Annotated in this window: 26 protein-coding genes; 11 read left to right on the top strand and 15 right to left on the bottom strand. The window is 72.3% G+C overall.

Annotated features, from left to right (window positions below; genetic code table 11):
• Positions 1 to 3 precede the first annotated feature (3 nt).
• On the bottom strand, positions 4 to 765 hold the full coding sequence (locus LY12_RS05575) for a class I SAM-dependent methyltransferase (protein ID WP_253853697.1): 762 nt from the start codon (positions 763 to 765) through the stop codon (positions 4 to 6).
• 157 nt (positions 766 to 922) lie between these two features.
• Between LY12_RS05575 and LY12_RS05570 the strand changes: the two genes are divergently transcribed.
• The 3 genes from LY12_RS05570 to LY12_RS05560 all read left to right on the top strand — a co-directional run bounded on the left by LY12_RS05570 (position 923) and on the right by LY12_RS05560 (position 4,274).
• Positions 923 to 1,768: a ParA family protein gene (locus tag LY12_RS05570; RefSeq protein ID WP_253853696.1), complete on the top strand. Its 846-nt coding sequence runs from the start codon at positions 923 to 925 to the stop codon at positions 1,766 to 1,768.
• A gap of 3 nt (positions 1,769 to 1,771) precedes the next feature.
• Positions 1,772 to 2,623 (top strand): DNA-formamidopyrimidine glycosylase family protein, encoded by an 852-nt coding sequence (locus LY12_RS05565; RefSeq protein WP_253853694.1) that lies wholly within the window; start codon positions 1,772 to 1,774, stop codon positions 2,621 to 2,623.
• A 601-nt stretch (positions 2,624 to 3,224) separates the two neighbouring features.
• Positions 3,225 to 4,274: a quinone-dependent dihydroorotate dehydrogenase gene (locus LY12_RS05560; protein WP_253853692.1), complete on the top strand. Its 1,050-nt coding sequence runs from the start codon at positions 3,225 to 3,227 to the stop codon at positions 4,272 to 4,274.
• A gap of 63 nt (positions 4,275 to 4,337) precedes the next feature.
• Here LY12_RS05560 and pspM read toward each other — a convergent pair whose 3' ends face one another.
• From pspM to rimO, 6 genes are all read right to left on the bottom strand, one after another.
• Positions 4,338 to 5,318, bottom strand: a complete 981-nt coding sequence (pspM, locus tag LY12_RS05555) for a phage shock envelope stress response protein PspM (RefSeq protein WP_253853691.1) — start codon at positions 5,316 to 5,318, stop codon at positions 4,338 to 4,340.
• 46 nt (positions 5,319 to 5,364) lie between these two features.
• Positions 5,365 to 6,231, bottom strand: coding sequence for a PspA/IM30 family protein (locus LY12_RS05550; RefSeq protein WP_253853689.1), 867 nt, complete (start codon positions 6,229 to 6,231; stop codon positions 5,365 to 5,367).
• A gap of 202 nt (positions 6,232 to 6,433) precedes the next feature.
• A complete protein-coding gene (locus tag LY12_RS05545; RefSeq protein WP_253853688.1) occupies positions 6,434 to 6,916 on the bottom strand; it encodes a helix-turn-helix domain-containing protein in 483 nt (160 codons plus the stop codon).
• A gap of 188 nt (positions 6,917 to 7,104) precedes the next feature.
• A complete protein-coding gene (locus LY12_RS05540) occupies positions 7,105 to 7,581 on the bottom strand; it encodes a CinA family protein (protein ID WP_253853687.1) in 477 nt (158 codons plus the stop codon).
• A gap of 68 nt (positions 7,582 to 7,649) precedes the next feature.
• On the bottom strand, positions 7,650 to 8,318 hold the full coding sequence (pgsA, locus tag LY12_RS05535) for a CDP-diacylglycerol--glycerol-3-phosphate 3-phosphatidyltransferase (protein WP_372493450.1): 669 nt from the start codon (positions 8,316 to 8,318) through the stop codon (positions 7,650 to 7,652).
• The gene (gene rimO, locus LY12_RS05530; RefSeq protein WP_253853686.1) at positions 8,315 to 9,781 is read right to left on the bottom strand and encodes a 30S ribosomal protein S12 methylthiotransferase RimO; all 1,467 of its coding nucleotides are present in this window, start codon (positions 9,779 to 9,781) and stop codon (positions 8,315 to 8,317) included. Before rimO ends, pgsA begins: the two co-directional genes overlap by 4 nt.
• A 28-nt stretch (positions 9,782 to 9,809) precedes the next feature.
• Here rimO and LY12_RS05525 point away from each other — a divergent pair, with 28 nt between their 5' ends.
• Together LY12_RS05525 and LY12_RS05520 are read left to right on the top strand one after the other, a co-directional pair.
• Positions 9,810 to 10,343, top strand: a complete 534-nt coding sequence (locus LY12_RS05525; protein ID WP_253853685.1) for an amino-acid N-acetyltransferase — start codon at positions 9,810 to 9,812, stop codon at positions 10,341 to 10,343.
• Positions 10,344 to 10,573: 230 nt separating this feature from the next.
• The gene (locus LY12_RS05520) at positions 10,574 to 11,014 is read left to right on the top strand and encodes a phospholipase (RefSeq protein ID WP_253853684.1); all 441 of its coding nucleotides are present in this window, start codon (positions 10,574 to 10,576) and stop codon (positions 11,012 to 11,014) included.
• A 90-nt stretch (positions 11,015 to 11,104) separates the two neighbouring features.
• Here the strand turns inward: LY12_RS05520 and LY12_RS05515 are convergent, their stop codons facing one another.
• Positions 11,105 to 13,804, bottom strand: a complete 2,700-nt coding sequence (locus LY12_RS05515) for an FtsK/SpoIIIE family DNA translocase (RefSeq protein ID WP_253853683.1) — start codon at positions 13,802 to 13,804, stop codon at positions 11,105 to 11,107.
• A 236-nt stretch (positions 13,805 to 14,040) separates the two neighbouring features.
• On the opposite strand from LY12_RS05515, the gene LY12_RS05510 reads away from it, so the two are divergent.
• Positions 14,041 to 14,784, top strand: coding sequence for a lysophospholipid acyltransferase family protein (locus LY12_RS05510; RefSeq protein WP_253854921.1), 744 nt, complete (start codon positions 14,041 to 14,043; stop codon positions 14,782 to 14,784).
• Here LY12_RS05510 and LY12_RS05505 read toward each other — a convergent pair.
• Positions 14,765 to 15,286 (bottom strand): Lrp/AsnC family transcriptional regulator, encoded by a 522-nt coding sequence (locus LY12_RS05505; RefSeq protein WP_253853682.1) that lies wholly within the window; start codon positions 15,284 to 15,286, stop codon positions 14,765 to 14,767. The genes LY12_RS05510 and LY12_RS05505 overlap by 20 nt on opposite strands.
• A 107-nt stretch (positions 15,287 to 15,393) precedes the next feature.
• On the opposite strand from LY12_RS05505, the gene LY12_RS05500 reads away from it, so the two are divergent.
• Positions 15,394 to 16,428, top strand: a complete 1,035-nt coding sequence (locus LY12_RS05500; RefSeq protein ID WP_253853680.1) for an EamA family transporter — start codon at positions 15,394 to 15,396, stop codon at positions 16,426 to 16,428.
• Positions 16,429 to 16,604: 176 nt separating this feature from the next.
• Here LY12_RS05500 and LY12_RS05495 read toward each other — a convergent pair whose 3' ends face one another.
• From LY12_RS05495 to thyX, 5 genes are all read right to left on the bottom strand, one after another.
• Positions 16,605 to 18,302 (bottom strand): ribonuclease J, encoded by a 1,698-nt coding sequence (locus LY12_RS05495; protein ID WP_253853677.1) that lies wholly within the window; start codon positions 18,300 to 18,302, stop codon positions 16,605 to 16,607.
• Positions 18,299 to 19,324, bottom strand: coding sequence for a 4-hydroxy-tetrahydrodipicolinate synthase (gene dapA, locus LY12_RS05490; protein WP_253853675.1), 1,026 nt, complete (start codon positions 19,322 to 19,324; stop codon positions 18,299 to 18,301). The genes LY12_RS05495 and dapA overlap by 4 nt, the downstream gene beginning before the upstream one ends.
• 183 nt (positions 19,325 to 19,507) lie before the next feature.
• Complete coding sequence (locus LY12_RS05485; RefSeq protein WP_253853673.1) at positions 19,508 to 21,049, bottom strand: serine/threonine-protein kinase; 1,542 nt, start codon at positions 21,047 to 21,049, stop codon at positions 19,508 to 19,510.
• Positions 21,050 to 21,104: 55 nt separating this feature from the next.
• Positions 21,105 to 21,506, bottom strand: coding sequence for an ACT domain-containing protein (locus LY12_RS05480; RefSeq protein WP_253853671.1), 402 nt, complete (start codon positions 21,504 to 21,506; stop codon positions 21,105 to 21,107).
• Positions 21,507 to 21,515: 9 nt separating this feature from the next.
• Positions 21,516 to 22,268 (bottom strand): FAD-dependent thymidylate synthase, encoded by a 753-nt coding sequence (gene thyX / locus LY12_RS05475; RefSeq protein ID WP_253853670.1) that lies wholly within the window; start codon positions 22,266 to 22,268, stop codon positions 21,516 to 21,518.
• A 245-nt stretch (positions 22,269 to 22,513) separates the two neighbouring features.
• On the opposite strand from thyX, the gene LY12_RS05470 reads away from it, so the two are divergent.
• Positions 22,514 to 23,179, top strand: coding sequence for a toxin-antitoxin system HicB family antitoxin (locus tag LY12_RS05470; RefSeq protein WP_253853669.1), 666 nt, complete (start codon positions 22,514 to 22,516; stop codon positions 23,177 to 23,179).
• Between the two features lie 2 nt (positions 23,180 to 23,181).
• Complete coding sequence (locus LY12_RS05465) at positions 23,182 to 24,081, top strand: DUF4097 family beta strand repeat-containing protein (RefSeq protein WP_253853668.1); 900 nt, start codon at positions 23,182 to 23,184, stop codon at positions 24,079 to 24,081.
• Here the strand turns inward: LY12_RS05465 and LY12_RS05460 are convergent.
• On the bottom strand, positions 24,065 to 25,294 hold the full coding sequence (locus LY12_RS05460; protein WP_253853667.1) for a winged helix-turn-helix domain-containing protein: 1,230 nt from the start codon (positions 25,292 to 25,294) through the stop codon (positions 24,065 to 24,067). The genes LY12_RS05465 and LY12_RS05460 overlap by 17 nt on opposite strands.
• Positions 25,295 to 25,346: 52 nt before the next feature.
• Between LY12_RS05460 and LY12_RS05455 the strand changes: the two genes are divergently transcribed.
• Positions 25,347 to 25,907, top strand: a complete 561-nt coding sequence (locus LY12_RS05455; RefSeq protein WP_253853666.1) for a GNAT family N-acetyltransferase — start codon at positions 25,347 to 25,349, stop codon at positions 25,905 to 25,907.
• Between the two features lie 348 nt (positions 25,908 to 26,255).
• Positions 26,256 to 26,795, top strand: a complete 540-nt coding sequence (locus LY12_RS05450; protein ID WP_253853665.1) for a hypothetical protein — start codon at positions 26,256 to 26,258, stop codon at positions 26,793 to 26,795.
• The last annotated feature ends 65 nt before the right edge of the window (positions 26,796 to 26,860 follow it).

Genomic DNA, 26,860 nt, shown 5'->3' with positions numbered 1-26,860 from the left:
GCCTCAGACCGGCCTGCGGGCCAGGACGTGCAGCCTGCTCGCGATGTCCCGCAGCGGCGGCGTCACGGCGGCCCGGTCCTCGAACTCGGTGACCTCCCGCTCCCGATCGGCGTCCGCACCCTCGGCGTCCGCATCGAGCTGGTGCACCACGTCGGCCACCACACCGTCGCCCTGCATCAGCGCCACGGCCAGACCCGCGCCGCCCAGCAGCAGTTCCAGGCCCGAGGTGTCGAACCGCCGCAGCACCGTCTCCGAGTCGCCGGACAACACCCCGTCCGGCGCGGTGAGCAGGGCGGTCGCCTCGGCGATGCGGCCGGCCAGCGCGCGGTGCAGCACCGCGGCGTGACGGTTGGCGACGAGCACCGACACGGCCCCACCGGGCGCGGTCACCGCGGCGAAGGCGCGTACCGCGGCGGCGGGGTCGTCGACCACCTCGAGCAGCCCGTGGGCCAGCACGAGGTCGGCGGCCCCCTCCGGAAGGCGGTGGGCCAGCGCGTCGACGTCGTCGGCCACGACCGTGATCCGGTCGTCGGCGCCCACCTCGCGGGCCCGGCGGCGGAGCGTGGCCACGGCATCCGGACTCGGCTCGACGACCGTCACGTCGCAGCCCTGCCCGGCCAGCGGTACCGCCCAGCCGCCGGTGCCACCGCCGACGTCGATCACCCGCGGCCTGCCGGACCTCCGCTCGCGCGCCTGCGCCAGCTCGTCCACCAGCACTCGCCGTACGGCCGGGGACCCGTGGCCGGCCGCGTACTCCGTTCGCATGGGCGCCCAGCGTAGTCACGGCCGTCCGGGCCCGCGCGCCCCGCCGCCGGGACACGCCGACGACGACGCCCCGCACCCGGCGACCACCCGAGTGAGGGATCTCCCCTGTGATCGCGGCACCACCCCGTGACACTCCGCGAGCCGATACGCTGGGCGCGTGCATACGGTCGCGGTATTGAGTCTCAAGGGAGGCGTGGGCAAGACGACGGTCGCCCTCGGACTGGCCTCGGCCGCGCTGCGCCGGGGCGCCCGCACCCTGGTCGCCGACCTGGACCCGCAGGGCAACGCCACGGCCACCCTCAATCCGCCGATGACCACGGCGTCCCTGACCGCGGTGCTGGACACCCCGCGCGAGGCGGTCATCGCCGATGCGCTCGCTCCCAGCGGCTGGGGACCCGAGCTGGACGTTCTCGTCAGCTCCGAGGACCTGGAGCTGCTCAACGAACCCGGCCCCGACAGCAGGCGGCTGGACAACCTCGCCCGCGCACTCGACGAGCTGCGCGCCCGGCCGCAGGGCGAACGGCCGTACGAGGTGGCGATCCTCGACTGCCCGCCGTCCCTGGGCAGGCTCACCCGGTCGGCGCTGCTGGCGGCCGACACGGCACTGCTGGTGACCGAGCCCACGATGTATGCCGTGGCGGGAGCCGAGCGCGCGTTCGAGGCGATCGAGACCGTCCGGCAGGGCCCCAACCCGCGGCTGCAGTCGGCGGGTGTCCTGGTGAACCGGATGCGCCCGCGCTCGTACGAACACCACTACCGCGTGGAGGAACTGCGGGAGACGTTCGGCAGGGCCGTCATGCCGACGGCGATCCCCGATCGGCTCGCGATCCAGCAGGCACAGGGTGCGTGCCTGCCGATCCACGAGTGGAAGTCGCCGGGGGCGCACGAGATCGGGCTGACGTTCAACATGGTGCTGGCCAAGATCCTGCGCTCCAGTCGCGCCGGCAGGCACCGGCTGCCCGGCGCGGCCGACGACCCGTCCGCCCAGCCCGACTCGGCGTGAGCCGTGCCCGAGGGCGACACGGTCTTCCTCACGGCCGCACTCGTCGACAGGGCGTTGACCGGTAGGACGTTGACGAGGACGGACTTCCGGGTCCCGGCCCTGGCGACCGCCGACCTCGCCGGAGCCGAGTTCGCCGGGGTGCGCACCGTGGGCAAGCATCTGTTCTTCCGGTTCCGCGACGTCGGCCGCGGAACCGGCACCCGGGGCGGCGCCGATGCCGCAGGGCGTGCCCTGAGCCTGCACAGCCACCTGCGGATGGACGGCTCCTGGCGGACGGGCCGTCCGGGCGGACGGCGACGGGTACCGGCCCACCACGTGCGGGTCGTGCTGGCCGCCGGCGACGTGGAGGTCGTCGGCGTGCGGGTACACGACCTCGCCCTGCTGTCCACATCGGACGAGCACCGCTGGGTGGGACGGCTCGGACCCGATCTCCTCGATCCGGAATGGACCGACGACCACAGCGCACGCGCCGTCGCCGCACTGACCGCCGACCCCGGACGTGAGATCGGCAGCGCCCTGCTCGACCAGACCGCACTGGCAGGCATCGGGAACCTGTACAAGGTCGAGATCTGCTTCCTGTCGGGTGTCACGCCGTGGACCCCGGTATCCGATGTGGACATACCGCGGGCCGTCGCCCTGGCACGGCGGCTGTTGCGCGCCAATGCGACCCGCTGGGAACAGAGCACCACCGGCGAACTCGCCCGGGGCAGGCGCACCTGGGTGTACGACCGCACCCGCCGGGGCTGTTTCCGGTGCGGCGGTCCGGTCCGGGTGGCCGACCAGGGTCCCGGGATCGAACGCAGGCCGACCTGGTTCTGCCCGCGGTGCCAACACGGCCCGGCGCCACCACACTGACGCCGGGAGCGCCCTGGCCGTCCGCCCGTCCCAGATGCTCCGCCCAGTGGCTCCGTCCGGGCTGCTCCGTCGGTTGCGCCATCCCGGTTGTGCCCCGCCGGTTTGCGCCATCCCGGTTGCGCCGTCCTGGCCAGGGCTCGGCGCGCGGCGCACGTCGGCGACGGGGACGCTCCCGGCCGCCACCGAACCGGCCGCCGATGAGGCGCACACGCACGCCGCGGAAAACACGTTGCCGACCGCGGGCGCGCGCGCCTAGCGTGGCGGGTACACGAGAAAGGAGGTGGTCCGACAGTGAAGAACTACAGGACTCGTGAGGTGGCCGTCCGCTAGGACGGTATGCGGACCACCGCGTGCCGCCCAGCGAATACCAGGCGGTCACCGGCCCCCGACGCTCCCGAGGACCGGTCCACCACGGGCCCGGACGGCTGACGACGTCCGGGAGTCGCGTCGGGGGTTTCCCCTTTTTTGTCCAGGCCGCGCCGTTGTGTGTCCGCGCGCCGTTGTGTGTCCGCGCCGTTGTGTCCCCGTGCGGTGTGCGCTGCGCCGCTCCCGGCGGCCCGGCGCGGGCGGCCCGAGCGCACGTACGGCACCATGAACAGCCGTGCTCTTCGACAGTCTGCTCCGGCCCGCGTTGTACCGGCTGCACGGCGGCGACGCCGAGCGGGTTCACGAGCGCACGGTCGGTGCGCTCGGCCTGCTGAGCGCCGCGCCCGCCCCGGTCCGGGCGGCGCTGCGGCGCGCCTACGCGGCCGACACGCCCGTCACCGCCTTCGGACTGCGGTTTCCCGGCCGGGTCGGGCTGGCCGCCGGCATGGACAAGGACGGGCGCGCGCTGCACGCCTGGCCCGCGTTCGGGTTCTCGTTCGTCGAGGTCGGCACCGTCACCGCACGTGCCCAGCCCGGCAATCCCCGCCCCCGGCTGTTCGCGCTGCCCGACAGTGACGCGGTGATCAACCGGATGGGCTTCAACAACGCAGGCGCCGAGGCACTCGCCGCGCGGCTGGCTCACGACGGCGCACCGGACGTGCCGCTGGGCATCAGTATCGGGAAGTCGAAGGTCACGCCGATCGACGAGGCCGTGGCCGACTACGAGGCGTCCCTGCGCGCCCTGCACCCGTTCGCCGACTACGTCGCGATCAACGTCAGCTCACCCAACACGCCGGGTCTGCGGAGTCTGCAGGATCGCGACTCCCTCACCGAGATCCTCGCGGCGCTGCGCGCCCTCGCCCCCACGACGCCGTTGCTGGTGAAGGTCGCACCCGACCTGACCGACGCCGCGTTGGGCGAGCTGCTGCAGGTGTGCACCGACCACGGCGTCGCCGGCGTCATCGCCACGAACACCACCCTCGGCCGCGACGGCCTGGCGGTCTCGGACGCCGCCGCGTCGGCCGAGACCGGCGGCCTGTCCGGCAGACCGCTCACGCGGCGGGCCCGCGAGGTGGTGCGATTCGTGCACACACGCACCGGCGGCGCGCTGCCGATCATCGGCGTCGGCGGGATCTGCGGGCCGTCCGACGCCGAGGCGATGCTCGACGCGGGCGCCGCACTGGTGCAGCTGTACACCGCGCTGGCGCTGCACGGCCCGTCGGTGGTGCGCTCGGTCAACCGGAGCCTCGCCGCCGAGCACGCCCGCTGGCCCTCCGGGTACTGAGACTGCGGGTGGGCGAGGGGCCGCGGGTGGGCGAGGTGCCGCGGCACCGGAATCGCCGCCTGCTCAGGACAGTTCGCGCAGGGCCACGGCCAGGCCGGCGAGCCGGTCGGTGGCGTCGGTGAGCGCGTCCTTCGCCGGGCTCGCGCCGTCGCTGCTCGCGGCGACCGCCCTGCCTGCTGCGGCGACGAGCGCACCGTAGCCTTCGAGGCCCTCGTCGAGCTGCTCCCGCAGTGCCGTCACCGCCGAATCCAGTCCGTCGCGTTCCCGTGCCGGCGCGGCGTCCCGAGCACGTTCGATCGATTCGAGCCGCGCCGCGAGCCCACGCAGGGCCACCGAGGCGTCCATCGCCGTGGCCCGTGCGTCCTCGACGTCGAAGCCCGTCGCACCCGAGGGCGCGCCGTGCTGTGGTGATGCCAGCTGGTCGAGCAGGTCGGTCAGCGTCCGTTCGCTGTCGACGAGTTTCTCCATCGGCGCCCGTGCGGCCGAACCGGCGGGCGGCAACGTCGACGCCGGGTCGGGCCGTGGCGGTTCGACCTTGCGCAGCCTGCGCAGTTTCGTGCCCGACGAGACGGCGAGCGCGCCGAACACGACCGTGCCCGCCGCGCCGGTCAAGGCGCCTTCGACCCCCTCGTACGCCCCCATCACCCCGAAGTAGCCCGCCACCGCCCAGAGCACCGCCAGGAGCGTCAGCACCGTCCACAACGTGAACGCGCGGCGGGTCCAGCGCACCCGCCGCGCATGCTTGGCCTCGGGCGAATTCCACGCGACGATCTTGTCGCGCATGTCCGTCACGACCGTGAGGTCCACCTTCGGCCGCGGCACGGACGGTCCGCCGGCACGCGCGCGGTCGGCCGCCGGCTCCTCGGCCCCGTCCGCGGGGTCCGGGGTTCGCTCCCTGCCGCCGGATGTCCGCTGGTCCTCCGGCGGCAGGTACTTCTGGACCTTTTCCTGGGCCTTCTGCGCGTAGTCGGGCAGGCGTTCGACGTGCTTGCCGAGCTTCGCCGTCAGCTCGCTGAAATCTCGTCCGCCCGACTTCCCCGCCATGAACGCCGCCTCCCGGACACTCGTGAACCGGCCTGATCCGACCGGGTCAGGCCTGGTTCTTCTGCTGTTCGGCCTGCACCCGCTGCTGGATCTCGTTCTGGATGTCCGAACTGGATGCCGCGGGCTGCGCGGCACCGGCCGAGGACGTACCGGACGTCGCGGAACCGTCGGTCACCTCGCCAGCCACGGCACCGCCGCCCATCGAGGCACGGATCTGCTCCAGCCGGTTGTGCCCGGCGAGCTGCGTCGTGGAGTGCTGGACCTCCATCATGCGGCCCTGCACCGAGTTCTGCGCCAGCTCAGCGGAACCGACGGCCGTGGTGTACCGCTTCTCGATCTTGTCGCGGACTTCTTCCAGGGACGGCGTGTTGCCCGGGGCGGCCAGCTCGGTCATCTGGTTCAGGGACGAGGAGACCTGCTCCTGCATCTTGGCCTGCTCGAGCTGCGACATCAGCTTGGTGCGCTCGGCAAGCTTCTGCTGGAGCATGCTGGCGTTGCGCTCGACGGCCTGTTTCGCCTGGTCGGCCGCCTGCAGCGCCTGGTCGTGGAGCGTCTTGAGGTCCTCGATGCTCTGCTCGGCGGTGACCAGCTGGGCGGCGAACCCCTCCGCGGCCGTCTCGTACTCCTGTGCCTTCTGCTCGTCGCCGCGGGCACGGGCCTCCTCGGCCAGTGTGAGCGCCTGCCGGGTCGACGACTGCAGCTTCTCCACCTCGCCGAGCTGGCGGTTCAGCTTCATCTCCAGCTGCCGCTGGTTGCCGATCACCGAGGCGGCCTGCTGCGACAGCTGCTGGTGGTTGCGCTGCGCCTCCTCGATGGCCTGCTGGATCTGCACCTTCGGGTCGGCGTTCTCATCGACCTTCGCCGAAAACGCCGCCATGAGGTACTTCCATGCCTTCACGAAAGGGTTGGCCATCTTTCCGCCTGCCTTCTCCACGTCCCACGGGCTTACTGGTCCGGTGTTGTCACCGCTGGCCGTCGACCTGGCAACGTGCAACCCCCGGTGTTGGGTTCCATCGTGTCAGGTCGGCCACGGTCATTCCACAAGACCCCGAAGGATTTCGGGGTTTTCACCGGCCTCCACCGAACGAACGGATGATCTCGGCAGGTGATCGGAGTCAGGCCACCAGCGCGGCCTTGGCCTCGGGCTGATGAATCGTCGTGCGCAGCACCGGCGACAGCTGCAGGTCGGTCAGCTCGTCGCCGACCGGACCCGTCACGAGCGACCCACCTTCGAAACCCTCACGGCCGCTCGCAGCGCTCGCGTGCGCCTCACCGACATCGGCCCCACGATCGGCGGTCGTGTCGGCCCCGTCGACAGCGGGCTCGACGGGTGCGTCCACGCCTCCGACGGCGTCCACGCTGTCCAGCGCGGACACGTCACCGGCGACGCTGACCAGCAGATCCGACAGGGGAAGATCCAGGGCCTCACAGATCGAGGCGAGCAGTTCGCTGGACGCCTCCTTCTGCCCGCGTTCGACTTCGGACAGGTATCCCAGACTCACCCTCGCGACGCGCGAGATGTCACGCAGCGTCCGCTGCCTCGTGGTCCGGGCATGGCGGAGCCGGTCACCGATCGCCTCACGTAGCAGCACGGTCATCACGCGCCTCCCTTCAACCACCGCCCACGGTACCGACCGGGACCGACACCGCACAGGGATTAGCGCGGCCCGTCCGCCATCGGCGAACGACCGGCCTCCCGGACCGGACGTCACCGCGGCGTCGGCGACGATCGTCGGCGGCACACCCGGCACCTCCGGGCGGGCTGTGTCCAGGTACAACGCCGGAATCAGCCGAGTTGTTCCGCGAGCAGCACGAGAACCCCGCCGACCGCGCCCGTGCGCACGGCGTCGCGATCCCCCGCGAGCTCCAGCGTCCGGGCGTGGCGGCCGTCCGGGCCGCACACGGCGACGTGCACCGTCCCCGGCGCCACCCCGTCCTGCGCCGCAGGGCCGGCGACACCGGTCAGGCCGAGCCCCCAGTCGGCACCGCACCGCTCCCGCGCCCCGGCCGCCAACTGCGCGGCCACCTCGGGGTGCACGGCGCCCTCGGTCTCCAGCAGCGACGCCGACACACCCGCCAGCTCGTGCTTCAGTTCCGTCGCGTACACGACCAGACCGCCCCGCAGCACCGCACTCGACCCCGGCACCTCGGCCAGCGTCGCGCACACCAGGCCCGCCGTCAGCGACTCGGCCGCGGCCACCGTCTGCCCCGCACCCGTCAACAACTCGACGACGCGCCGCGCCAGACCACCCTGCTCGGTCACGACCACACCCTGCCGATCACGCACACCTGCCGATCATCACACCCCGCCGTTCACCACGCGGGCGTCGGTCACGACGCCCCGCCCGGTGTGGCGGCACGCAGCCGCAGCGCACGGACGACGTAGTCGAGCCCGGTCGCGACCGTCAGCACCAGGGCCACGACCAGCACCGCCCAGCTCACGACGTCCAGCGCCGCTGGCAACGGCAGCAGGAACAGCCCGATCGCGACCACCTGGGCGAGCGTCTTTGCCTTGCCGCCGCGGCTCGCCGCCATCACCCCGTGCCGGATCACCCAGAACCGCAGCAGCGTGATCCCCAGTTCCCGGACGGCGATCACGATCGTCACCCACCACGGCAGCTCGCCGAGCATGCTCAGGCCGACCAACGCGGCACCGATCAGCGCCTTGTCGGCGATCGGATCGGCGATCTTGCCGAAATCGGTGATCAGGTCGTACTTGCGCGCGACCCAGCCGTCGACGTTGTCGGTCAGCGCCGCGAGCGCGAACAGCGCCGCCGCGACATACCGCCACATCGCACTGCCGTCACCCTCGGCCTCGCCCGCACTGCTCGCGAACAGGGCGACGACGAACAGCGGCACCAGCACCAGCCGCGAGATCGTCAGCAGGTTGGCGATGTTCAACGTGGGCACCGGCACCGTGCCCGACTGGGCGGCACCGTCGGGCGGGCCGGCACCGCCCGCGCCCCCCGAGGCGCCCTCGCCGCCGGCTGCGCCGGTCACGGCGCGGCGTCCTCACCGCCGGCGCGCTCGGCCGGGCGCACGATCAGGTCGACGCCTGCCGTGTCGACGACCTCGCAGCGGATCAGCGCGCCCCGCTCCACGGCCCCGGCGTCGAGCACGACGCACTCGCCGTCGACCTCGGGCGCCTGGTGGGCGGCACGCCCCGTGACCTCGTTCCCTTCGATGCCGTCGCCCTCGGCGCCGCCCGGCTGTTCGATCAGCACGTCGACGACGGTGCCGATGCGCTCCTCGGCCCGCTGCGCCGTCAGCTCCTCGACCAACGCGGAGACACGGGCGACGCGCTCGGCGATCACGTCCTCGTCGAGCTTGTCCTGGTACCCCTCGGCCTCGGTGCCGTCCTCGTCGGAGTAGCCGAACACGCCGACGGCGTCGAGCCGCGCGCCCGTCAGGAAGCGCTCCAGCTCCGCCACGTCGTCCTCGGTCTCCCCGGGGAACCCGACGATCACGTTGGTGCGGATGCCCGCATCGGGGGCGTACTCCCGGATCTGGTCCACCAAGGCCAGGAACGAGTCGGTCGAGCCGAACCGCCGCATCCGCCGCAGCACGGCCTCGCTGGAGTGCTGGAACGACAGGTCGAAGTAGTCGGCCACACCCGGGGTCGTGGCGATCGCCTTCACCAGGTCGGGACGCGTCTCGGCGGGCTGCAGGTACGACACACGCACCCGTTCGACTCCGTCGACCTCCGCCAGCCGCGGCAGCAGCGCCTCCAGCGCCCGCGTGCCGCCCAGCTCACGCCCGAGGTCCTTGCCGTAGGACGTCGAGTTCTCGCTGACCAGGAACAGCTCCCGCGCGCCCTGCGTGGCCAGCCACTCCGCCTCGGCCACGATCTCGTCCGGGTGCCGGGAGACGAACGAGCCGCGGAACGACGGGATGGCGCAGAACGAGCAGCGGCGATCACAGCCGGAGGCGATCTTCAGTGACGTGACCGGCGCGTCGTCGAGCCGCGTGCGCAGCACGCGCGGCCCCCACCCCGCGTGCCCGGGCACCGCGACGTCCTCGGCGGCGTCCTGCCGCTCCACGGGGCTGATCGGCAGCAGCTTCCTGCGGTCCGCGGGCGTGTGCGAGGCGACCTGCCTGCCCGCGGCGACGTCGTCGAGCCGTTCGGCGAGCTGCGCGTAGTGGTCGAAGCCCAGCACGGCGTCGGCCTCGGGCAGGCTCTCGGCGAGCTGTTCGCCGTAGCGCTCCGCCATGCAGCCGACGGCGACGACCTTCGCGCCCGTGTCGGACGCGGCCAGCAGCGTGTCCACCGAGTCCTTCTTCGCCGACTCGACGAACCCGCACGTGTTGACCACGACGACGTCGCTGCCTGCGGGGTCGCTCTCCAGCTCCCAGCCTCCCGCGGCGAGTCGCCCCGCGAGTTCCTCGGAGTCGACCTCGTTACGGGAACAGCCCAGGGTCAGCAGGGACACCCTGCGGCCGGGCGAGGAATCTGCGGAAGACATCCCGACAAGAGTAACGACCAGGCCATCGATGTGTCCGCGCAACCCGGCCGCTAGCGTTTGTGCGGTGGAGTCACCGATCATCCGCCGCGCCCGTATCGCCGACGTCGCCGCGATCAAGCGTCTCGTCGACGCGGACGCGGGCAAGGTACTCCTCGAGAAAGAGCTGGTCACGCTCTACGAGGCGGTGCAGGAGTTCTGGGTCGCCGAGCTCGAGGGCGACGTCGTCGGCTGCGGTGCCCTGCACGTGCTGTGGGAGGACCTCGCCGAGATCCGCACCGTCGCGGTCGACCACACCGCCCGCGGCCACGGCATCGGGCACGCCCTCGTGTCGGCGTTGATCGACCTGGCGCGCAGGCTCGGCCTCCCCCGCCTGTTCGTGCTGACGTTCGAGACCGACTTCTTCAGCAGGCACGGCTTCCGCGCCATCGACGGCGCACCCGTCCCCGAGGAGGTCTACGAGGAGATGCGCCGCTCGCCGGACACGGGTGTCGCCGAGTTCCTCGACCTGCCCTTCGTCAAGCCCAACACGCTCGGCAACACCCGCATGCTCCTCGAGCTCTGAGACCCCTACCTGCTGCCCCGTCGGGCGCCCGGTGCCGATCGGGTCGTGTGCAAGTCCACGGCGTGACCGTGCCGACGCCTGACCGTGCCGGCGCGTGAGTCCGGCGGCACACCACCCGACGATGCGTAGCCGACCGTTCACCGGCTGTCCTACCGAAGGCGGTAGTGGTCCATACCACTTTCCGCGACGCTGTTCCTCGCTGTCACCCACGACCGTGAGGAGCCCCCGGTATGACCTCCGCGTCCCTGAAGCGTGTCCTGCGCGGCGTCGTCGCCTCGTCCGCCGTCGCAGCGGCCGTCGTCGTCGGTGCTCCCGCCGCCCAGGCGGTGGACGCCCCCGCGATCACCGATCAGTACCTGTTCGACACGTCGCTGTCACAGTTCGGCGCGATCCGCGCCCAGCAGCCCTACCCCGACCAGCTCGACTGGTCGTCCGACGCCTGTTCCTGGTCGCCCGACCGGCCGCTCGGCTACGACTTCACCCCGGCCTGCCACCGGCACGACTTCGGCTACCGCAACTACAAGCGGCAGGGCCGCTTCACCGAGGCCGCCCGGTTGCGCATCGACGACAACTTCTACGACGACATGCGGCACCAGTGCGGCGGTGCCTCGGCGTGCAACGCTGCGGCCTGGACCTACTACCAGGCGGTCCGGCAGTTCGGCGCGAGCTGACCACTGCACACCGCCGGGCATGCCCCCAAGGGCACTTTCGTTGCATTGAGTGCGACCAAAGTGCCCCTGGGGGCTCAGAACCCCGGGGCGTCACTCCTCGGGGGCCGGGTCCTCGGCAGGCTGCGGCGGATCGTCCCCGCGGATGAACGCGAGCGTCGCGGGCAGGTCGTCGGGTTTGACCAGCACGTCGCGGGCCTTCGACCCTTCCGACGGGCCGACGACTCCCCTGCTTTCGAGCAGGTCCATCAGCCGCCCTGCCTTGGCGAACCCGACGCGGAGCTTGCGCTGCAGCATCGACGTCGACCCGAACTGCGAGGTCACCACGAGTTCGGTGGCCTGCAGCAGCACGTCGAGATCGTCGCCGATGTCCTCGTCGATCTGCTTCTTCTCGTCGGCCTTCGCCTGCGTGACGCCTTCGGTGTACTCGGGCTCGGCCTGCTGCTTGGTGAAGTCGACGACCGACTGGATCTCGTCGTCGCCGATGAACGAGCCCTGGATGCGGATCGTCTTGCCCGCGCCCATCGGCAGGTACAGGCCGTCGCCCATACCGATCAGCTTCTCCGCGCCCGGCTGGTCCAGGATGACGCGGGAGTCGGTCAGCGACGACGTGGCGAACGCCAGCCGTGAGGGCACGTTCGTCTTGATCAGGCCGGTGACGACGTCCACCGACGGCCGCTGCGTCGCCAGCACCAGGTGGATACCGGCGGCGCGTGCCTTCTGGGTGATGCGGACGATCGCGTCCTCGACGTCACGCGGCGCGGTCATCATCAGGTCGGCGAGCTCGTCGACGATGGCGAGGATGTACGGGTACGGCCGGTACTCGCGCTCACTGCCGGGCGGGGCCGTGATCTCGCCGGAGCGGACCTTCTCGTTGAAGTCGTCGATGTGCCGCACCCGGTTGGCCTGCATGTCCTGATACCGCTGCTCCATCTCCTCCACCAGCCACGCCAGCGCCGCGGCCGCCTTCTTCGGCTGGGTGATGATGGGCGTGATCAGGTGCGGGATGCCCTCGTACGGGGTCAGCTCGACCATCTTGGGGTCGATGAGGATCATCCGGCACTCGTCGGGCGTCGACCGTGCCAGCAGCGACACGAGCATCGAGTTGACGAAGCTCGACTTACCGGAACCGGTGGAACCGGCGACGAGCAGGTGCGGCATCTTCGTGAGGTTCGCGGTCACGAAGTCGCCTTCGATGTCCTTGCCGAGGCCGATCACCATCGGGTGCGTGTCCTTGGCGGCCTTGGACGACCGGAGGACGTCACCGAGCCGGACCATCTCGCGGTCGGAGTTCGGCACCTCGATGCCCACGGCGGACTTGCCGGGGATCGGCGCGAGCAACCGGACGTTGTCGGTCGCCACGGCGTAGGCGATGTTCTTGGTCAGCGCCGTGATCTTCTCGACCTTCACACCGGGGCCGAGTTCCACCTCGTAGCGCGTCACCGTCGGACCGCGGACGAAGCCGGTGACCTGGGCGTCGATGTTGAACTGCTCCAGCACCCCCGTGATCGACTCGATCATGGCGTCGTTGACCTTGCTGCGGGCCTTCGGCGGGTCGCCGAGCGTGAGCAGGTCCGGCGGCGGCAGGGTGTAGTCGCCGTCGACGGTGCGCGTGATCGCCAGCGCGGGCTCGGCCTGCGCGGCGTCGGACTTCGCCTCCGCCTTCGCCGCGGCCTTCCCCCCGGCCTTCTCCGTCGCCTTGTCGGCAGCCTTGTCGACGGCCTTGTCGGCGGCCTTCGGACGGGCGGCGGCCGCGGCCGACGAGGCCTGCCCTGCCGCTGTCGACGCAGTGCCGTCGGCGGCCTCGCCGTCGAGCATCTCGTCCAGCGTCGACGCGGCCCCCGAGGAGGACTGCCGCCGCCGCGACGGTTTCCGCAACCGCACCGCCGACGGGTCGCCCTCGGCCACCGGATCGCCGCCCCCGCGCTCCGCCTCACCGTCGGCATCGACGGCGTCGTCGGGCTCGGTGCCCCATTCGCTGAGCCGCTGCGGAATGTCCCGCACCGGGGTGCCGGTGAACACGAGGACGCCGAACACCAGCGCCAGTACCAGCAGTGGAGCGGCCACCCAGACGGTGACGCCGCGGGCAAGCAGGTCGCCCGAGAACCAGCCGAGACCGCCGCCTGCGTACATGAGCCCTTCGTGACCCTGCGGGCGCGCGTTGATCAGGTGCAGCAGGCCGAGCACGGCCAGGCCCATCAGCAGCACGCCGATGACCCGGCGCGGCCGTGTCTCCGGATTCGGCTCCGAGCGCATCAACGCGACGGCGAGCACCAGCAGCACGAGCGGGATCGCCACCGAACCGGCGCCGAAGACCGTGCGCATACCGATCGTGACGATCTCACCGATCGGTCCCGCGCTCTCCCACAGCACGCCCACGGCCGTGACGAGCGCCAGGGCGATCAACCCGAGCGCGAGACCGTCCCTGCGGTGTTCCGGTTCGAGGTCGCGGGTCCGGCCGACCGTGCGGGCGAGACCGCCGACGGCCTTCGCCGCGAGGTTCCACCCGCCGCGCACGGCCGAGCCCGCGGTGCCGCCCGAACGGCCCTTCGCCCCGGACTTCGCCGCGCCGCCCTTGCCGCCCGTAGCGGGTTTCCTGGCCGGGGTCCGCGAGGAAGACGCGGTCCTGGTGCGCGACGACGAGGCACGCTTCGTCCCGCCGCCCGTCCCCGCGCCGGACCCGCGAGCACCGGAACCACCGCCCGAACGCCGGGACCCGCCGGACTTGGCGCCGGAGCTTCCCGAGCCACGCGCCGCGCCGCCTCGGCCTTTCGTCACCGACCCACTCGCCATGTCTCCACGGTAACCGGATCACCACCTGCGTCCCAGCCGCCACACGCGGCCCGCGCGTCACGAACGGCGAGGTCACACCGCAGCCCGGCCCCTGCGGCGCCTACACGGGCGACCGGGCGGCCGCACTCATCCGTGCGCGTGACATCCTTCTGGACATGCTGAGCGGTACGACCGGCAGTCACACCCACGACCACTCTCCGTCACGAGGTGGCGGGACGCCAGCCATCTGGCGTGCGATGCTCGCCGCGGACCACAACCTCGTCCGCGTCGCGGGCCGGTTGCGGGTCACCGGCTCCGTGCCGCAGCGGCTGCGCGGCAGGCCCCTGCTCATCGCGGCGAACCACATCGGCAATTTCGACCCGTTCGTGCTGATGGCCGCGTGCCGGTCGCTCGGGCTCGCCCCGCGGTTCATGCTCGCGGGCGGCCTCCTGGACGCACCGGTACTCGGCAGCGCGCTGAAGGCCAGCGGCCATCTGCGCGTCGACCGCGGATCCGCCTCGGCGGTCCAGCAGTTCGCCGACGCCGTCGACGAACTCACCTCGACGCGCGCTCCGATCATCGTCTACCCCGAGGGCCGGATCAGCCACGACCGCGGCCTGTGGCCCGAACGCGGCAAAACGGGCCTGGCCCGGCTCGCGTTGGGCTCGGGCGTGCCGGTCGTGCCGATCAGCCAGTGGGGCGCGCACGAGGCCGTCTACTGGGGCACCGAGACGGTCAGCGGCTTCGGCGACGTGGTTCCGCTGGCCCGGTCCGGCTTCACCGCGCCGCTGCGCAGGCCCACGTTCCGGGTGCACTTCGGCGACCCGGTCGACCTCGGCGAGTTCGACGCGGCCACACCGGGTCACGCGGTGAAAGCACACGCCAAGATCATGCAGACGATCACCGACGGCCTCGTCCCGTTGCGCCGCGACGAACCCGACGTCCCGCGGTTCCGCGATCCCACGCGGCCCACGGACACCGTCAGTCCGTGGCGCCCCTGACCTCCTCGGCCGATGCCCGGCCGCGCGGCGGCTCACGGGTCGGCAGCGCCACCCCGGTGCGCACGGGGTCGAGCACGAACAACGTGGTGTAGCGCTTGACGTTCGGATCCTGCTGGAACAGGCGTTTGGCCACCTCGTTCTCGTGCCGCATGCCCACGCAGGCGAGCACCACGACGTAGTCGTAGTCGCCGGAGACCTCATAGGCCTGCTGCACCTCCGGCGCCTCCAGCAGCCGCGCGCGGTAACGGCGGCCCTCCTCGGGAGTGTCGTCCTCGATGGTCACGAGGCATACGGACAGGATCACCTCGGGCACGTGCCGAGGGTCGAGCACCGCGACGTTGTGCCCCAGCAGTCCGCCCGACCGGTAGCGCTGGACCCGCCGCAGCACCGCACTCGGCGACAGTCCCACCTCGTCGCCGAGGTCCCGCAGCGTCCGCGATGCGTCCCGCTGCAGCAGCGCAAGCAGATCGTGGTCCACGTCGTCCAGCATCAGATCGGTCACGCAATAATGTTGCGCGGCACCGGGACAATTTTCAATCGGCCCCACCGCGATCCCGATTACCGTCTGCCGTATCCCCTTCCGTTCGACCTCGACGAGGACCGCTGCGCATGACCACGACCCGGCCCGCACAGCAGGCCGGCGGCGACGCCGCCCCCACCCCACCCACCACCGCAGCGCCCCCCACCACGGCGGCCACCACGCTGCGCCCGCACGCCGGCCGCGGGGTGCTGTTGCTGATCGTGGCCTCGCTCTGTTTCGGCAGTTCCGGCGTGATCGGCAAACCCGCGATGACCGCGGGCCTCGGTCCCGAACAGGTCGCGGCCGCGCGGATCGGCATCGCGGCAGTCGTGATGCTCACGTGCGTCGCGCTGCTGCGCCCGTCGCTGCTGCGGGTCCGCCGCGGGCAGTGGCGGTTGCTGGTCGCCTACGGCCTGCTCGGCGTCGCCGGCGTGCAGCTGCTGTACTTCGTGGCCGCCTCCCGGATCCCCGTTGGCGTGGCGATCCTGCTGGAGTTCACCTCGCCCGTGCTCGTGGCGCTGTGGGTGCGGTTCGTCCGGCGGGTCCGGCTGCCGTGGCCGATGTGGCTCGGCATCGCACTCGCACTGACCGGGCTCGCCATGGTGGCGCAGATCGGAGCGGGCCTCAGCCTCGACGCGGTCGGGCTGCTGGCCGGCGCGGGGGCGGCCCTGTGCTCGGCGGCGTACTTCCTGCTCGGCGAACGCGGTGTCGCCGACCAGCACCCGCTCGGGATGGTCACGTGGGGCATGACGGTCGGTGCCGTCGCGGTGTGCGCCGTCGCACCGCCGTGGACCTGGCCCGCTGACATCGTGACCGCACCGGCCGAACTCGGACCCTGGCAGCCGCCGGTATGGGTGCTGCTGCTGGCCGTCGCCCTGCTGTCGACCGTGCTGGCCTACAGCGCGGGCACCGCATCCCTGCGGCATCTCCCCGCGGCCGCGGCGAGTGTCCTGGCGCTCATGGAGCCGCTGATCGCGACCGGGCTGGCCTGGCTGCTCCTCGGCGAAGCGCTCACCTGGTCGCAGGTCCTCGGCGCCGGGATCCTGCTCGGCGGTGCCGCACTGGTGCAGCTGACGTCACCGCGGAAACAACCCGTGGGCGAACCGCTCCCCGCCACGGACTGACCCCACCGCGCGTGTCCTGCGTTCCTGCACACGTGTCCTGCACCCCGGAGCCCAGCCCACGGCACCCGGGTGCAGGGCGCCCGGACCCACGGGGCTCGGGCCTACGGGGCTCGGGTCTGTGGGGCTCGGGCCTACGAGGCTCGGGGCTCGGGGCTCGGGGCTACACCTGCTCGGGCCTACACCGGAATGACCGTCGGAACGATCATCGGGCGGCGCCGGTAGGTCTCGGCGACCCAGCGGCCCACCGCACGGCGGATCACCTGGGCGATGCGATGGGTGTCGGTGATGCCCTCCGCCTCGGTGCGCGACAGCTCCATCTCGACCAGCGACGCCGCCTCGTCGAGCGCCTTCGGGTCGTCGGAGAAACCGCGGCCGGACACGGTCGGTTCACTCATCGCACGGCCCGTCGCCGAGTCGACGGCGACCGTGATCGCGATGAACCCGCCCTCGCCGAGGATCAACCGGTCCGACAGCGTCGACTCGCCGACGTCACCGACCGACAGTCCGTCGACGTACACCTCGCCGATCTCGACCCGGCCGGTGGCCTGCGCCTTGCCGTCGACGAGGTCGACGACCACACCGTTCTCGGCGAGCACCACGTTCTCCGGGGTCACGCCGGTGCGCACGGCGAGCTCGCCGCAGGCCCGCAGGTGCCGCCACTCGCCGTGCACCGGCATGACGTTGCTCGGGCGGATCGCGTTGTACAGGAACAACAGCTCCCCCGCCGAGGCGTGCCCGGACACGTGCACCTTGGCGTTGCTCTGGTGCACCACGTCGGCACCCAGCCGCACGAGCCCGTTGATGACCCCGAACACCGCGTTCTCGTTACCGGGGATCAGCGAGCTCGCCAGCACCACCGTGTCGCCGGCGCGGATCGAGATCTGCCGATGCTCCCCGCGTGCCATGCGCGAGAGCGCCGACAGCGGTTCCCCCTGCGAACCGGTGGAGACGAACAGCACGTGTGACTCCGGAAGGTTCACCGCCTCGTCGAGGTCGATCAGCAGCCCCTCCGGCACGTTCAGCAGTCCGAGCTCGGCGGCGATGTTCATGTTCCGCACCATCGAACGGCCCACCAGCGCCACGCGCCTGCCGTGCTTGACGGCTGCGTCCAGCACCTGCTGCACGCGGTGCACGTGACTGGCGAAGCACGCGACGATGACCCGCTGCCGCACCTTCGCGATCACGTCGTCGAGTACGGGCCCGATCTCCCGCTCCGGCGTGACGAAGCCGGGCACCTCGGCGTTGGTCGAGTCCACGCACAACAGGTCGACGCCCTCGTCGCCGATGCGGGAGAAGCCGGCCAGGTCCGTGAGCCTGCCGTCGAGCGGCAGCTGGTCGAGCTTGATGTCGCCGGTGTGCAGGACGACACCCGCCGGCGTGCGGATCGCGACGGCCAGCGCGTCCGGGATCGAATGGTTGACGGCGAAGAACTCGAGGTCGAATGCGCCGACGCTGCGCCGCTCGCCCTCGGCGACCTCCACCAGCACCGGCTTCTGCTTGTGCTCGCGGCATTTCGCCGCGAGCAGCGCCAGGGTGAAGTTCGAGCCGTACACGGGCAGATCCGGCCGCAGCCGCAGCAGGAACGGCACCGCCCCGATGTGGTCCTCGTGCCCGTGCGTGAGCACGAGGCCGTCGACGTCGTCGAGCCTGTCCTCGATGGCGCGGAAGTCCGGCAGGATGAGGTCGACACCCGGGTGCGGATCCTCGGGGAACAGCACCCCGCAGTCGACGATCAGCAGCCTGCCGCCGTACTCGAAGACGGTCATGTTGCGGCCGACCTCGCTGATGCCGCCCAGGGCGACCGTGCGCAGCGCGCCGTCCGGCAGTGCGGGTGGTGCGGAGGTCGGTCCGGGGCCGACCGCGAGTTCACTCACTGATGCAGTGTCCCAACGCTGGTGTGGGTGGTGGGCGTGACGTAGGCCGCGGCCTCGTCCGCACGGCGCGCACGAGAACCGGCCCAGTCCTCCGCTCGGTATGCGTCGAGCGGCACGCCGGCCTGGGTCAGGTCCGCGGCGATCGCCTCCACCTGATCGTCGGTGGCGGGGACGATCGGCAGCCTGGGGCCACCGACGTCGAAGCCACGCAGGCGCAGGGCGGTCCTCGAGAACACGACACCGCCGACGCGGGAGAACGCACGATACACCGCGAGCATGCCGCGGTGGTTGGTGCGTGCGGTGGACGTGTCGCCGTCCTCGTAGGCCTCGATCATCGCCCGGATGCGGCCCGCGACGACGTGTCCGATCACACTGACCACACCGGCCGCGCCGACCGACAGCCACGGCAGGTTGAGCGCGTCGTCACCCGAGTAGTAGGCCAGGTGCGTGTTGGCGATGACCTCGCTGCCCGCCAGCAGGTCGCCCTTGGCGTCCTTGACGGCGACGATGCGCGGGTGCTCGGCGAGCCTGCGCAGCGTGTCGACCTCGATGGGCACGATCGACCGGGGCGGGATGTCGTAGAGCATCACGGGCAGCTCCGTCGCGTCGGCGACGGCGGTGAAGTGCGCCTGGACACCGGCCTGCGTCGGCCGTGAGTAGTACGGCGTGACGACGAGCAGGCCGTGGGCGCCGGCCTTCTCCGCCTGCTGGGCGAGCTCGATGCTGTGCCGCGTGTCGTAGGTGCCGGCTCCGGCCACGACGGCGGCCCGGTCACCGACCGCCTCGACGACGGCACGCACCAGGCGCGCCTTCTCGTCGTCGGTCGTCGTGGGGCTCTCGCCGGTGGTCCCGTTGACCACGAGGCCGTCGTTGCCCAGGTCCACCAGGTGTTCGGCGATCTCCTGCGCCCGCGTCACGTCCAGTTCGCCCTGGTCGTCGAACGGCGTGATCATGGCGGTCAGCACGCGGCCGAAGGGACGTCCCGGCGCGGCGGTGGGCGCGGTAGGCAAAGCGGTCGACATGCCGCTGACGGTACCTCCCGCGAGGCCCGGTCGGCGCGTCGACCATGCCCCTCGGGCGGGCCTCCACGCGCGTCCCGCAGCGCGCCGGAGGATCACCGCCGCCGCGGCGCCACCACCGGAAGTTCTTGTGCCGCAGGCACGGACCCCGCGGCGGGGAAACCAGGGGCAGGAGCCGGCGGTGGGTCAGACGATTCCCCGGGTCGCCGACCCTTCGAGCCTGCCGCTGTCGGCGGGTACCAGGAAGCACAGCACCCCGCGGACCGGTGGGTCGTAGTCGTCGGCGGGCTCGCGGTTCCACTCGGCCTCGGTCGGCACCAGCGCCAGGAATCGCAGCCCGGGCCGCTCGTCGTCCTGGACCCGATTGGTGTGGAACGTCGCGGCACATTTGGCCTCGGCGAACGCGCGCAGCCGGTCCTCACCCGGGTACGTCGCGTCCGCGGCGTCGGAATCGCTGGACTCCGGCACCGCGGAGGCGACCTCGAACAGCTGCGCGTCGTGGGCCTCGTCCTCGCAATCGACCCAGTTGCTGCTGGCGAGTGCCCTGCCGCGCGCGAGTGGCGTGTTGACACAGTAGTTCGAGCTGCCGTCGATGTCGTAGTTCTCGATGTCGCCGCCGCTGCCGTAGGTCAGCGTCTCGGCCATCGCGTCGTCGACCGCCGGGCCCCAGAACGGCTTGCCTGCGAAGAAGCCGCCGATCAGCAGTGCCACCGCCGCGACGGCCCCGCCGGCGGTCAGCAGCCTGCGGCGCGTCCGGCCACCGGCTGCCGGGCCGGCGCCCGGTCTCGCGGCGAGGGTGGGCGGGCCGCCGTGATGCACAGCCGTCGCCTGCGCGTCACCGCCGGGCGGGGTCGGCGGCCCCGGCTGTGCCACGCCGGGCTGCGCTGCGGCGGTCAACAGGCCCCGCGCCTGACCGGCCGGCAGCCGCGCCTCGGGCGCCGCGGTCAGCATGCCCATGATCGCCTGGGCCAGCGGGCCGTGGGCCCGGGCCAGCGGCGGCATCTCGTGCATGATCGCGTGCAGCGTCGCCGCCGTGGTCGAGCGCTGGAACGGCAGCATGCCCTCGGCGGCGAAGTACAGCGTCGCCCCCAGCGACCACAGGTCGGACGCGGCCAGGGCCTCCTGTCCCGCGACCCGCTCCGGAGCCATGAACGCCGGCGAGCCGACGAGCATGCCGCTCGTGGTGATCCGGGGATCGTCGACGGCCTGCGCGATGCCGAAGTCGGTCAGCTTCACCCTGCCGTTCGGCGCGACCATGATGTTGCCGGGCTTGACGTCCCGGTGGACGATCCCGGCCCGGTGCGCGGCTTCGAGTGCCGACAGCACCTGCTCACCGATACGCGCCACCTCGTGCGCCGGCAGCGGGCCCCGCCGGTCGACGAGGTCCGACAGGGTCGGTGCCTCGACCAGCTCCATGACGATGAACGTCGCGTCACCGTCGGCGACCACGTCGAACACGGTCACCACGGCCGGGTCGTTGAGGCGACCGCCGGTGCGCACCTCACGCAGGATGCGCTCGGAGAACACGCCCGCGTCTTCGGCACCGTCCGGCAGCCGCAGTTCCTTCACCGCCACGTGCCTGCCGATCACGGTGTCCTCGCCCCGCCAGACGACACCCATGCCGCCGCGGCCCAGTTCCTCCAGCAGGGCGTAGCGCCCCGCCACCGTGCGCAACGCCGCGTGGGCCTGGGTGCTCGAATCGGTCTGCTGCTCGGAGTTCTCGGTCACACGCCCTCACTTCGTCCTCACGGTGCGTGCCGCATCCTAGCGGCGCATCACCCGGTCAGACGTCGGCGTGGTGCACCTCGTGCCCTCCGGATCGCAACGCGTCGACCGCACGGTCGAGATCACCGGCCGCGACCAGGAAATGGTCGGTGTCGAAGGTCGAGACGGCGAACAGCGCCACCCCGGCCGCGGCCAGTTCGCTCGACAGGGCCGCCACGATGCCCGTGAGACTGAACGCCAGCGGACCGCGCACGGTCAGCAGCCGCCACCCCGGTTCGGCACGGTCGGTGGCGGGCATGCGTGCCGACGGCCCCACCACGGACAGCTCCTCGGCCGTGCGCACGACCGAGACCAACTCCCCGCCCGTCGGGTCGAGCAGCGCGGCGGGCACCGGCGCACCCGCATCGAAACGGGCGACCGTGTACTCCCCCGGCTGGACGTCGATGGCGAGCCGGCGCACGCGTCCCCCTCAGCCTTCCGCGACGCGCGGACTGGTGGCGACCTCGGTGCCGTCGGGCAGCTCGGAGATCGTGAAGTCGGCGAACACGTTCGGCGCGGCCTTCTGCAACTCCCGCAGGCAGGCGACCGCCAGCTCACGGATCTCGACGTCGGCGTGTTCGGTGGCGCGCATGCCGACGAAGTGCCGCCACGCGCGGTAGTTCCCGGTCACCACGATGCGCGTCTCGGTGGCGTTCGGCAGTACCGCCCGAGCGGCCTGACGGGCCTGCTTCCGGCGCAACGTGGCCTTCGGGGTGTCGGCGAACTTCTCCTCGAGTCCCGCCAGCAGCTCGCTGTAGGCATCGACGCTGGCCTGGGCCGCGGCGACGAACTTCTCGTGGAGCTCGGGGTCCTCGGCGATGACGTCCGGCTCGACGAACGCGGCGTCCTTCTCCGGCACGTAGCGCTGCGACAGCTGCGAGTACGAGAAGTGCCGGTGCCGGATCAGCTCGTGGGTCAACGACCGCGAGATACCGGTGATGTAGAAGGTCACCGATCCGTGTTCGAGAACCGACAGGTGGCCGACCTCGATGATGTGGTCGAGGTAGCCGGCGTTCGTGGCGGTCTTCGGGTTCGGCTTCTGCCACGACTGGTAACAGGCCCGTCCGGCGAACTCCGCGAGCGCCTGCCCGCCGTCGGCGTCGGTGCTCCACGCCACGTCCTCCGGTGGGAAGAACTCCGTCTTCGCGATCACGCGTACCTGCGGTGACACCGTTTCGGCCACGTCCGACTCCCTCTTCTCTCCCCGCGTTGTCCTGCCTGGGGCAGCGTACTGCCCGCCCCCGACGATCCTGTCGGACCGGGCCGGTCGCCCCGTTCCCGGGTGAGCCGCCGCGTGCGATCCGCACGCCCCGGCTGCACCGCCGGGACTGCACCGCCGGGGTACCGCCCTCTTTCACCGAACGGATGACACCACGATGACACCACACCGGGGTTGCGCGATGTCATGCATGACGCCACAGTGGAGTCATGGATCTCACGCCGTATCTCGACCGCCTCCGTGAGGACCTCGCCACGAGCGTCTCGGCGGGCGATCAGGACATGAAGCGCACCGCCGCGGTGCTGTCGGCCGCCCTCGAACCCGCGGCCCGGCTGACCCTCATGAACGCCCTCGCCGACATGGCGGCCGAGGTCACCGCTCACCTGCACGACCAAGTCGTGGACGTCCGTCTCGACGGGCGTGACGTCCGGGTCGTCGTGACCGGACCGGAGCGGCCCGGACCGGCCGGCCCGGCGAACGGCGGTCCTGCCGGCGACCGGGCGGCGGGCGATGATGACGTCACCGGTGACGCCGGCGGCGGGGCGGACACCGGTGCCGGCCGGTACGGAGCTGCGGCCGGCGCCTTCGGCGACGCAGCAGGTGGTGACATCAGCCGCATCACACTGCGCATCGTCGAGCAGATCAAGGCGCAGGCCGAACAGGCAGCCGCGGCCCAGGGACAGTCGCTGAACGCGTTCGTCGCGCAAGCGGTGCAGCAGGCGGTACGCGGCGGCCTGCACGGTCACCACGCAGGGCGGCGCGGCGCCGACGAGTCCCGTGACCCCGGCAGGGCCGGCCAACGCGGCGACTGCGGCCCCGGCGGCCGCTCCGACCACACGACCCGATCACATCTGCACGGCTGGGTGGAAGGTTGACCATGAACGAGCAGCCGTCCGAACCGGTGCGCACCGAGGCGCTCGACGCCACCGGCCCGGTGGACATCGACATCGACATCCCGTTCGGGCGGGTGGCCGTGCACCTCGGCGGTGAACCCGGCTCGGTAGAGCTCCGGCACGACCCGGCCGCGCATCTGCCGTGGACCGAGAGTGTTGCCGGCATCCTCAGCTGGATGGGCGACAGGTTCGGCACCGGCGACCTGACCGGCTCGCCGGAGGAGGCGATCGCGCAGTGCCGCATCGAGCACGAGTCGCGGGCTCTGGTCGTGCGCGGGCCGCAGGCACTGCCGCTGCACGGCGTGCCGCTCGCGGTGACGGTGCACGCGCCCGAGGGGTCGGCCGTACGGGTCCGCGCGGCCGCGGGCCCCGTCACGGTGACCGGGACGGCACACCGGCTCGAGCTGACCACCGGCTCCGGCGAGGTACGTGTGGGGGACGCCGACGGCCCGGCGACGATCCGGGCTGGCGGCGGTGACGTCACGGCCGGTGCGCTTCGCGGCGGTCTGCAGCTGCGGACGAGCCGGGGCGACGTGGCGGTCGCCGCCCTGCCCGCCACCGGCAGTGTGACGACGGCCGGTGGCGCGGTCCGCCTCGGCGAGGTGTCCGGTGCCGTCCTGGTCCGCACGAGCAGCGGTGACGTGACCGTCGCCGACGCGGCGGCCGGATCGGTCGAGGCGACCACGGGGTCCGGCACGATCCGCATCGGCGTCCGTTCCGGTGTGGCCGCCGAGATCGACCTGTCGTCCGGGTCGGGGCGGGTGCGCAGCGAACTGGACGTGGCTGACATGGCGCCCGACCGGGACGTGCCCCTCGCCGTGCGCGCCCGCACGGGCGCGGGCGACGTCCTCGTCACCGGAGCCCTCGTCACCGCCGCGGGCTGACCTCGCGGCGCAGCACGGACGCCAGGTCACCGCGTTCGCCGACCTCGATGCCGTCGAGCGCGAGCCAGTCCGCCGTCTCGCGCAGCCGGGCGGCCAGCTCCGCGGCGACCCGGCCCTGGTCGACGTCGGGCTCGGTGAACGCACCGGGCACGCGCAGCACCGACGCGGCCCGGTCGGCCTTCAGGTCGACCCGGCCGACCAGCCTGCCGTCACACAGGAATGGGAAGACGTAGTAGCCGTACTCACGGCGCTGCGCCGGCACGTAGATCTCGATGCGATAGCGGAAGCCGAACAGCCGCTCGGTGCGGTCACGTTCCCAGATGAGCGGGTCGAACGGGCACAGCAGCGCACTGCCGGTCACCGTGCGCGGCGTCGCGGCCGCGGTGTGGCGGTACGCCTGCTGCCGCCAGCCGTCGACCCGGACCGGCTCCAGCGTGCCGCCCTCGACCAGCTCGGCCACAGCGGTGCGCGTCTCGGGAGGGCCGAGCCGGTAGTAGTCCCGCAGATCGGTCTCGGTCGCGACACCGAGTGCCTCGGCCGACGCGGCGACGAGTCGACGAGCGGCCTCGTCGGGGGCGACGCGCCGCTGCCGGACGTCGGCGGGCACGACCCGTTCGGTGAGGTCGTAGCAGCGCTCGAAACCCCGGCGCGTACCCGTGGTCAGCTCGCCCGTGCCGAACAGCCACTCGCAGATCTTCTTCACCTCCGAGCGCTCCCACCACGAGCCGGGCGTGCGGCGCTCGCCACCGGTCAGTTCCTTCTCGACGGTGCCGGCCCCCACCGGTCCGAGTTCCTTGACCACGGCCAGCACGTCGTCGACCAGCCCGGGGGCCTCCTCGGCGAGCCGCGCATACCCCCGCCACCAGCCAGGGCGCTTCGCCCCGGACATCAGCAGCGGCCAGTCCGCCACGGGGATCAGGCTCGCCTCGTGGGCCCAGGCCTCGACGAGCAGCCGGGGTTTGCGGGCGGTGTCGCGCCACGCGGCATCGTCGACGAGTGCGGGGTCGTAGGGCCCGAGCCGGGACAGCAGCGGGGCGTAGTGGGCCCGCATCGCCACGTTCACCGAGTCGAGCTGCAGCAGTTTCGTGCGCGACAGGACGCGGCGCAGGTGCCGGCGGGTCGGTGCCGTCGACGGCCGCGGGTCGGTGAACCCCTGCGCTGCGAGGGCGGTGCGACGTGCGACGGGCAGGCTGATGGTCCTCACCCGTGGCATGCTGCCAGCCGCCCCCGACGATTCCGCCGTCACCGGCCAGTAGGGTGCCGGTATGACGGACGCCACGGTCCGCGTCGCGGGCCCCGACGACGCCGCCGACATCGCCGCCATCCAGGTGCGCACGTGGCGCACGGCGTACGCGGACGCGCTGGGCCAGGCCACCGTCGATGCGCTCGACGAAGCGGCGCTCACCGACGAATGGGCCCGTGCCGTCGAACACCCGGCCTCGACGGTCTACGTGGCCCGTGAAGGGACGACGACGGTGGGCTTCTGCGCCGCAGGCCCGGCCCCCGCCGACGACACCGCGGCGGCCGACGGCTCGCCGCCCGCGGACGCCGCCGAGGTGGCGCTGATCGCCACGGTGCTCGTCGAACCCCGCTGGGGCCGGCGCGGGCACGGCGGCAGGCTGTTCGGCACGGCCGCCACCGACCTGCGGGCGATGGGCCACAGCCGCGGCGTGACCTGGGTCTCGCAATCCGATTCGGCGGCCCTGTCGTTCTTCCGCGCCGTAGGCTGGAACCCGGACGGCACGGTGCGCACCCTCGACACGGGGGAACGGACGGTGCGGGAGCTCCGCCTCACCGGCGGACTCGACGTCCGATTCGACCGCTGACGCCCGGTACCGGGCCGGTCACGACCACAGCAGAACCCGGCGGCACGGCCCGAGCGGCACGGCCGCCCACCACAACCAGCCGGCACCGGTCCACGAACCCGGACGCGTGCCCGGCCCGGAAACCGGCGGCGAATCGGTGCGAGCGGTCACATCGCGGCGGCGGTATCTGTCATAGTCGAGCCGTCCCTGTAACCGCACCGATCCGGTGAGCCCTTCACCCGCCCGACACACGACCGCTGCGATGCTGCGGCCGAGCGGTGACCCTGGTGAGGGCGCCACGGCCGCCGGCCCCGCCGCCTCCGGCCCCACCGGATCCGACCACCGACCCCGACCGCCTGCGGAGACACTGTGCTGACCTGGCTGTGCGTCGCCTTCGGTGTCGCCGTCGGCTCCGCGCTCCTTCCGGTGGTCAGCGTCGAACTCTTCCTCATCACGGTGATGACCGGCGAGAGCGAGACGATTCCCTGGCTGCTCATGGGCGCCGTCGTCGCGGCGGGCCAGGTCGTCGGCAAACTGCCGTACTACCTCGCGGCGCGGGGTTCGATCCATCTGCCGCGATTCCTGCACGAGCGGTTGCACCGCCACCGGCAGGAGCGGCCGCCGACCCCGCGCCGGGAACGCTGGCGCCGGCGCACCAAACGGGTGCGGGGCTGGCTGGAGGCACTGCGCGAGCGCTGCCACCGTCACCCGCACTGGATGGCGAGCACCTACGGCGTCAGTTCCGTGGTCGGGCTGCCGCCGTACATGGCGACCGTCGTGCTGGCCGGGTTCGTCAACATGCGGCCGTCGCTGTTCGTGGGTGCGGGCCTGGCCGGCCGGTTCGTCCGGTTCAGCCTCCTCGCCGCCTCCCCCGCCGTCGCCGCGGGCTGGCTCGGCATCTCGCTCTAGCGACCCGGCCGCGAGCACGGCGGCACCGCGCACAACCGCGGAGTCAGCGGTCGGCGGCGTCAGCC

It is taken from the genome of Prauserella alba (assembly GCF_024171735.1).
Taxonomy (GTDB): Bacteria; Actinomycetota; Actinomycetes; order Mycobacteriales; family Pseudonocardiaceae; genus Prauserella; species Prauserella alba.
This window is presented reverse-complemented; position numbering and strand designations above follow the sequence as displayed.

What these genes read in the sequence shown, in the direction of transcription:
- LY12_RS05575 (WP_253853697.1), bottom strand. Translation starts at nt 765, where the DNA reads ATGCGAACGGAGTACGCGGCCGGCCACGGGTCCCCGGCCGTACGGCGA.
- pspM (WP_253853691.1), bottom strand. Translation starts at nt 5,318, where the DNA reads ATGGCGGGGAAGTCGGGCGGACGAGATTTCAGCGAGCTGACGGCGAAG.
- LY12_RS05550 (WP_253853689.1), bottom strand. Translation starts at nt 6,231, where the DNA reads ATGGCCAACCCTTTCGTGAAGGCATGGAAGTACCTCATGGCGGCGTTT.
- LY12_RS05545 (WP_253853688.1), bottom strand. Translation starts at nt 6,916, where the DNA reads ATGACCGTGCTGCTACGTGAGGCGATCGGTGACCGGCTCCGCCATGCC.
- rimO (WP_253853686.1), bottom strand. Translation starts at nt 9,781, where the DNA reads ATGTCTTCCGCAGATTCCTCGCCCGGCCGCAGGGTGTCCCTGCTGACC.
- LY12_RS05525 (WP_253853685.1), top strand. Translation starts at nt 9,810, where the DNA reads ATGTGTCCGCGCAACCCGGCCGCTAGCGTTTGTGCGGTGGAGTCACCG.
- LY12_RS05520 (WP_253853684.1), top strand. Translation starts at nt 10,574, where the DNA reads ATGACCTCCGCGTCCCTGAAGCGTGTCCTGCGCGGCGTCGTCGCCTCG.
- LY12_RS05515 (WP_253853683.1), bottom strand. Translation starts at nt 13,804, where the DNA reads ATGGCGAGTGGGTCGGTGACGAAAGGCCGAGGCGGCGCGGCGCGTGGC.
- LY12_RS05510 (WP_253854921.1), top strand. Translation starts at nt 14,041, where the DNA reads ATGCTCGCCGCGGACCACAACCTCGTCCGCGTCGCGGGCCGGTTGCGG.
- LY12_RS05500 (WP_253853680.1), top strand. Translation starts at nt 15,394, where the DNA reads ATGACCACGACCCGGCCCGCACAGCAGGCCGGCGGCGACGCCGCCCCC.
- dapA (WP_253853675.1), bottom strand. Translation starts at nt 19,324, where the DNA reads ATGTCGACCGCTTTGCCTACCGCGCCCACCGCCGCGCCGGGACGTCCC.
- LY12_RS05470 (WP_253853669.1), top strand. Translation starts at nt 22,514, where the DNA reads ATGGATCTCACGCCGTATCTCGACCGCCTCCGTGAGGACCTCGCCACG.
- LY12_RS05465 (WP_253853668.1), top strand. Translation starts at nt 23,182, where the DNA reads ATGAACGAGCAGCCGTCCGAACCGGTGCGCACCGAGGCGCTCGACGCC.
- LY12_RS05460 (WP_253853667.1), bottom strand. Translation starts at nt 25,294, where the DNA reads ATGCCACGGGTGAGGACCATCAGCCTGCCCGTCGCACGTCGCACCGCC.
- LY12_RS05455 (WP_253853666.1), top strand. Translation starts at nt 25,347, where the DNA reads ATGACGGACGCCACGGTCCGCGTCGCGGGCCCCGACGACGCCGCCGAC.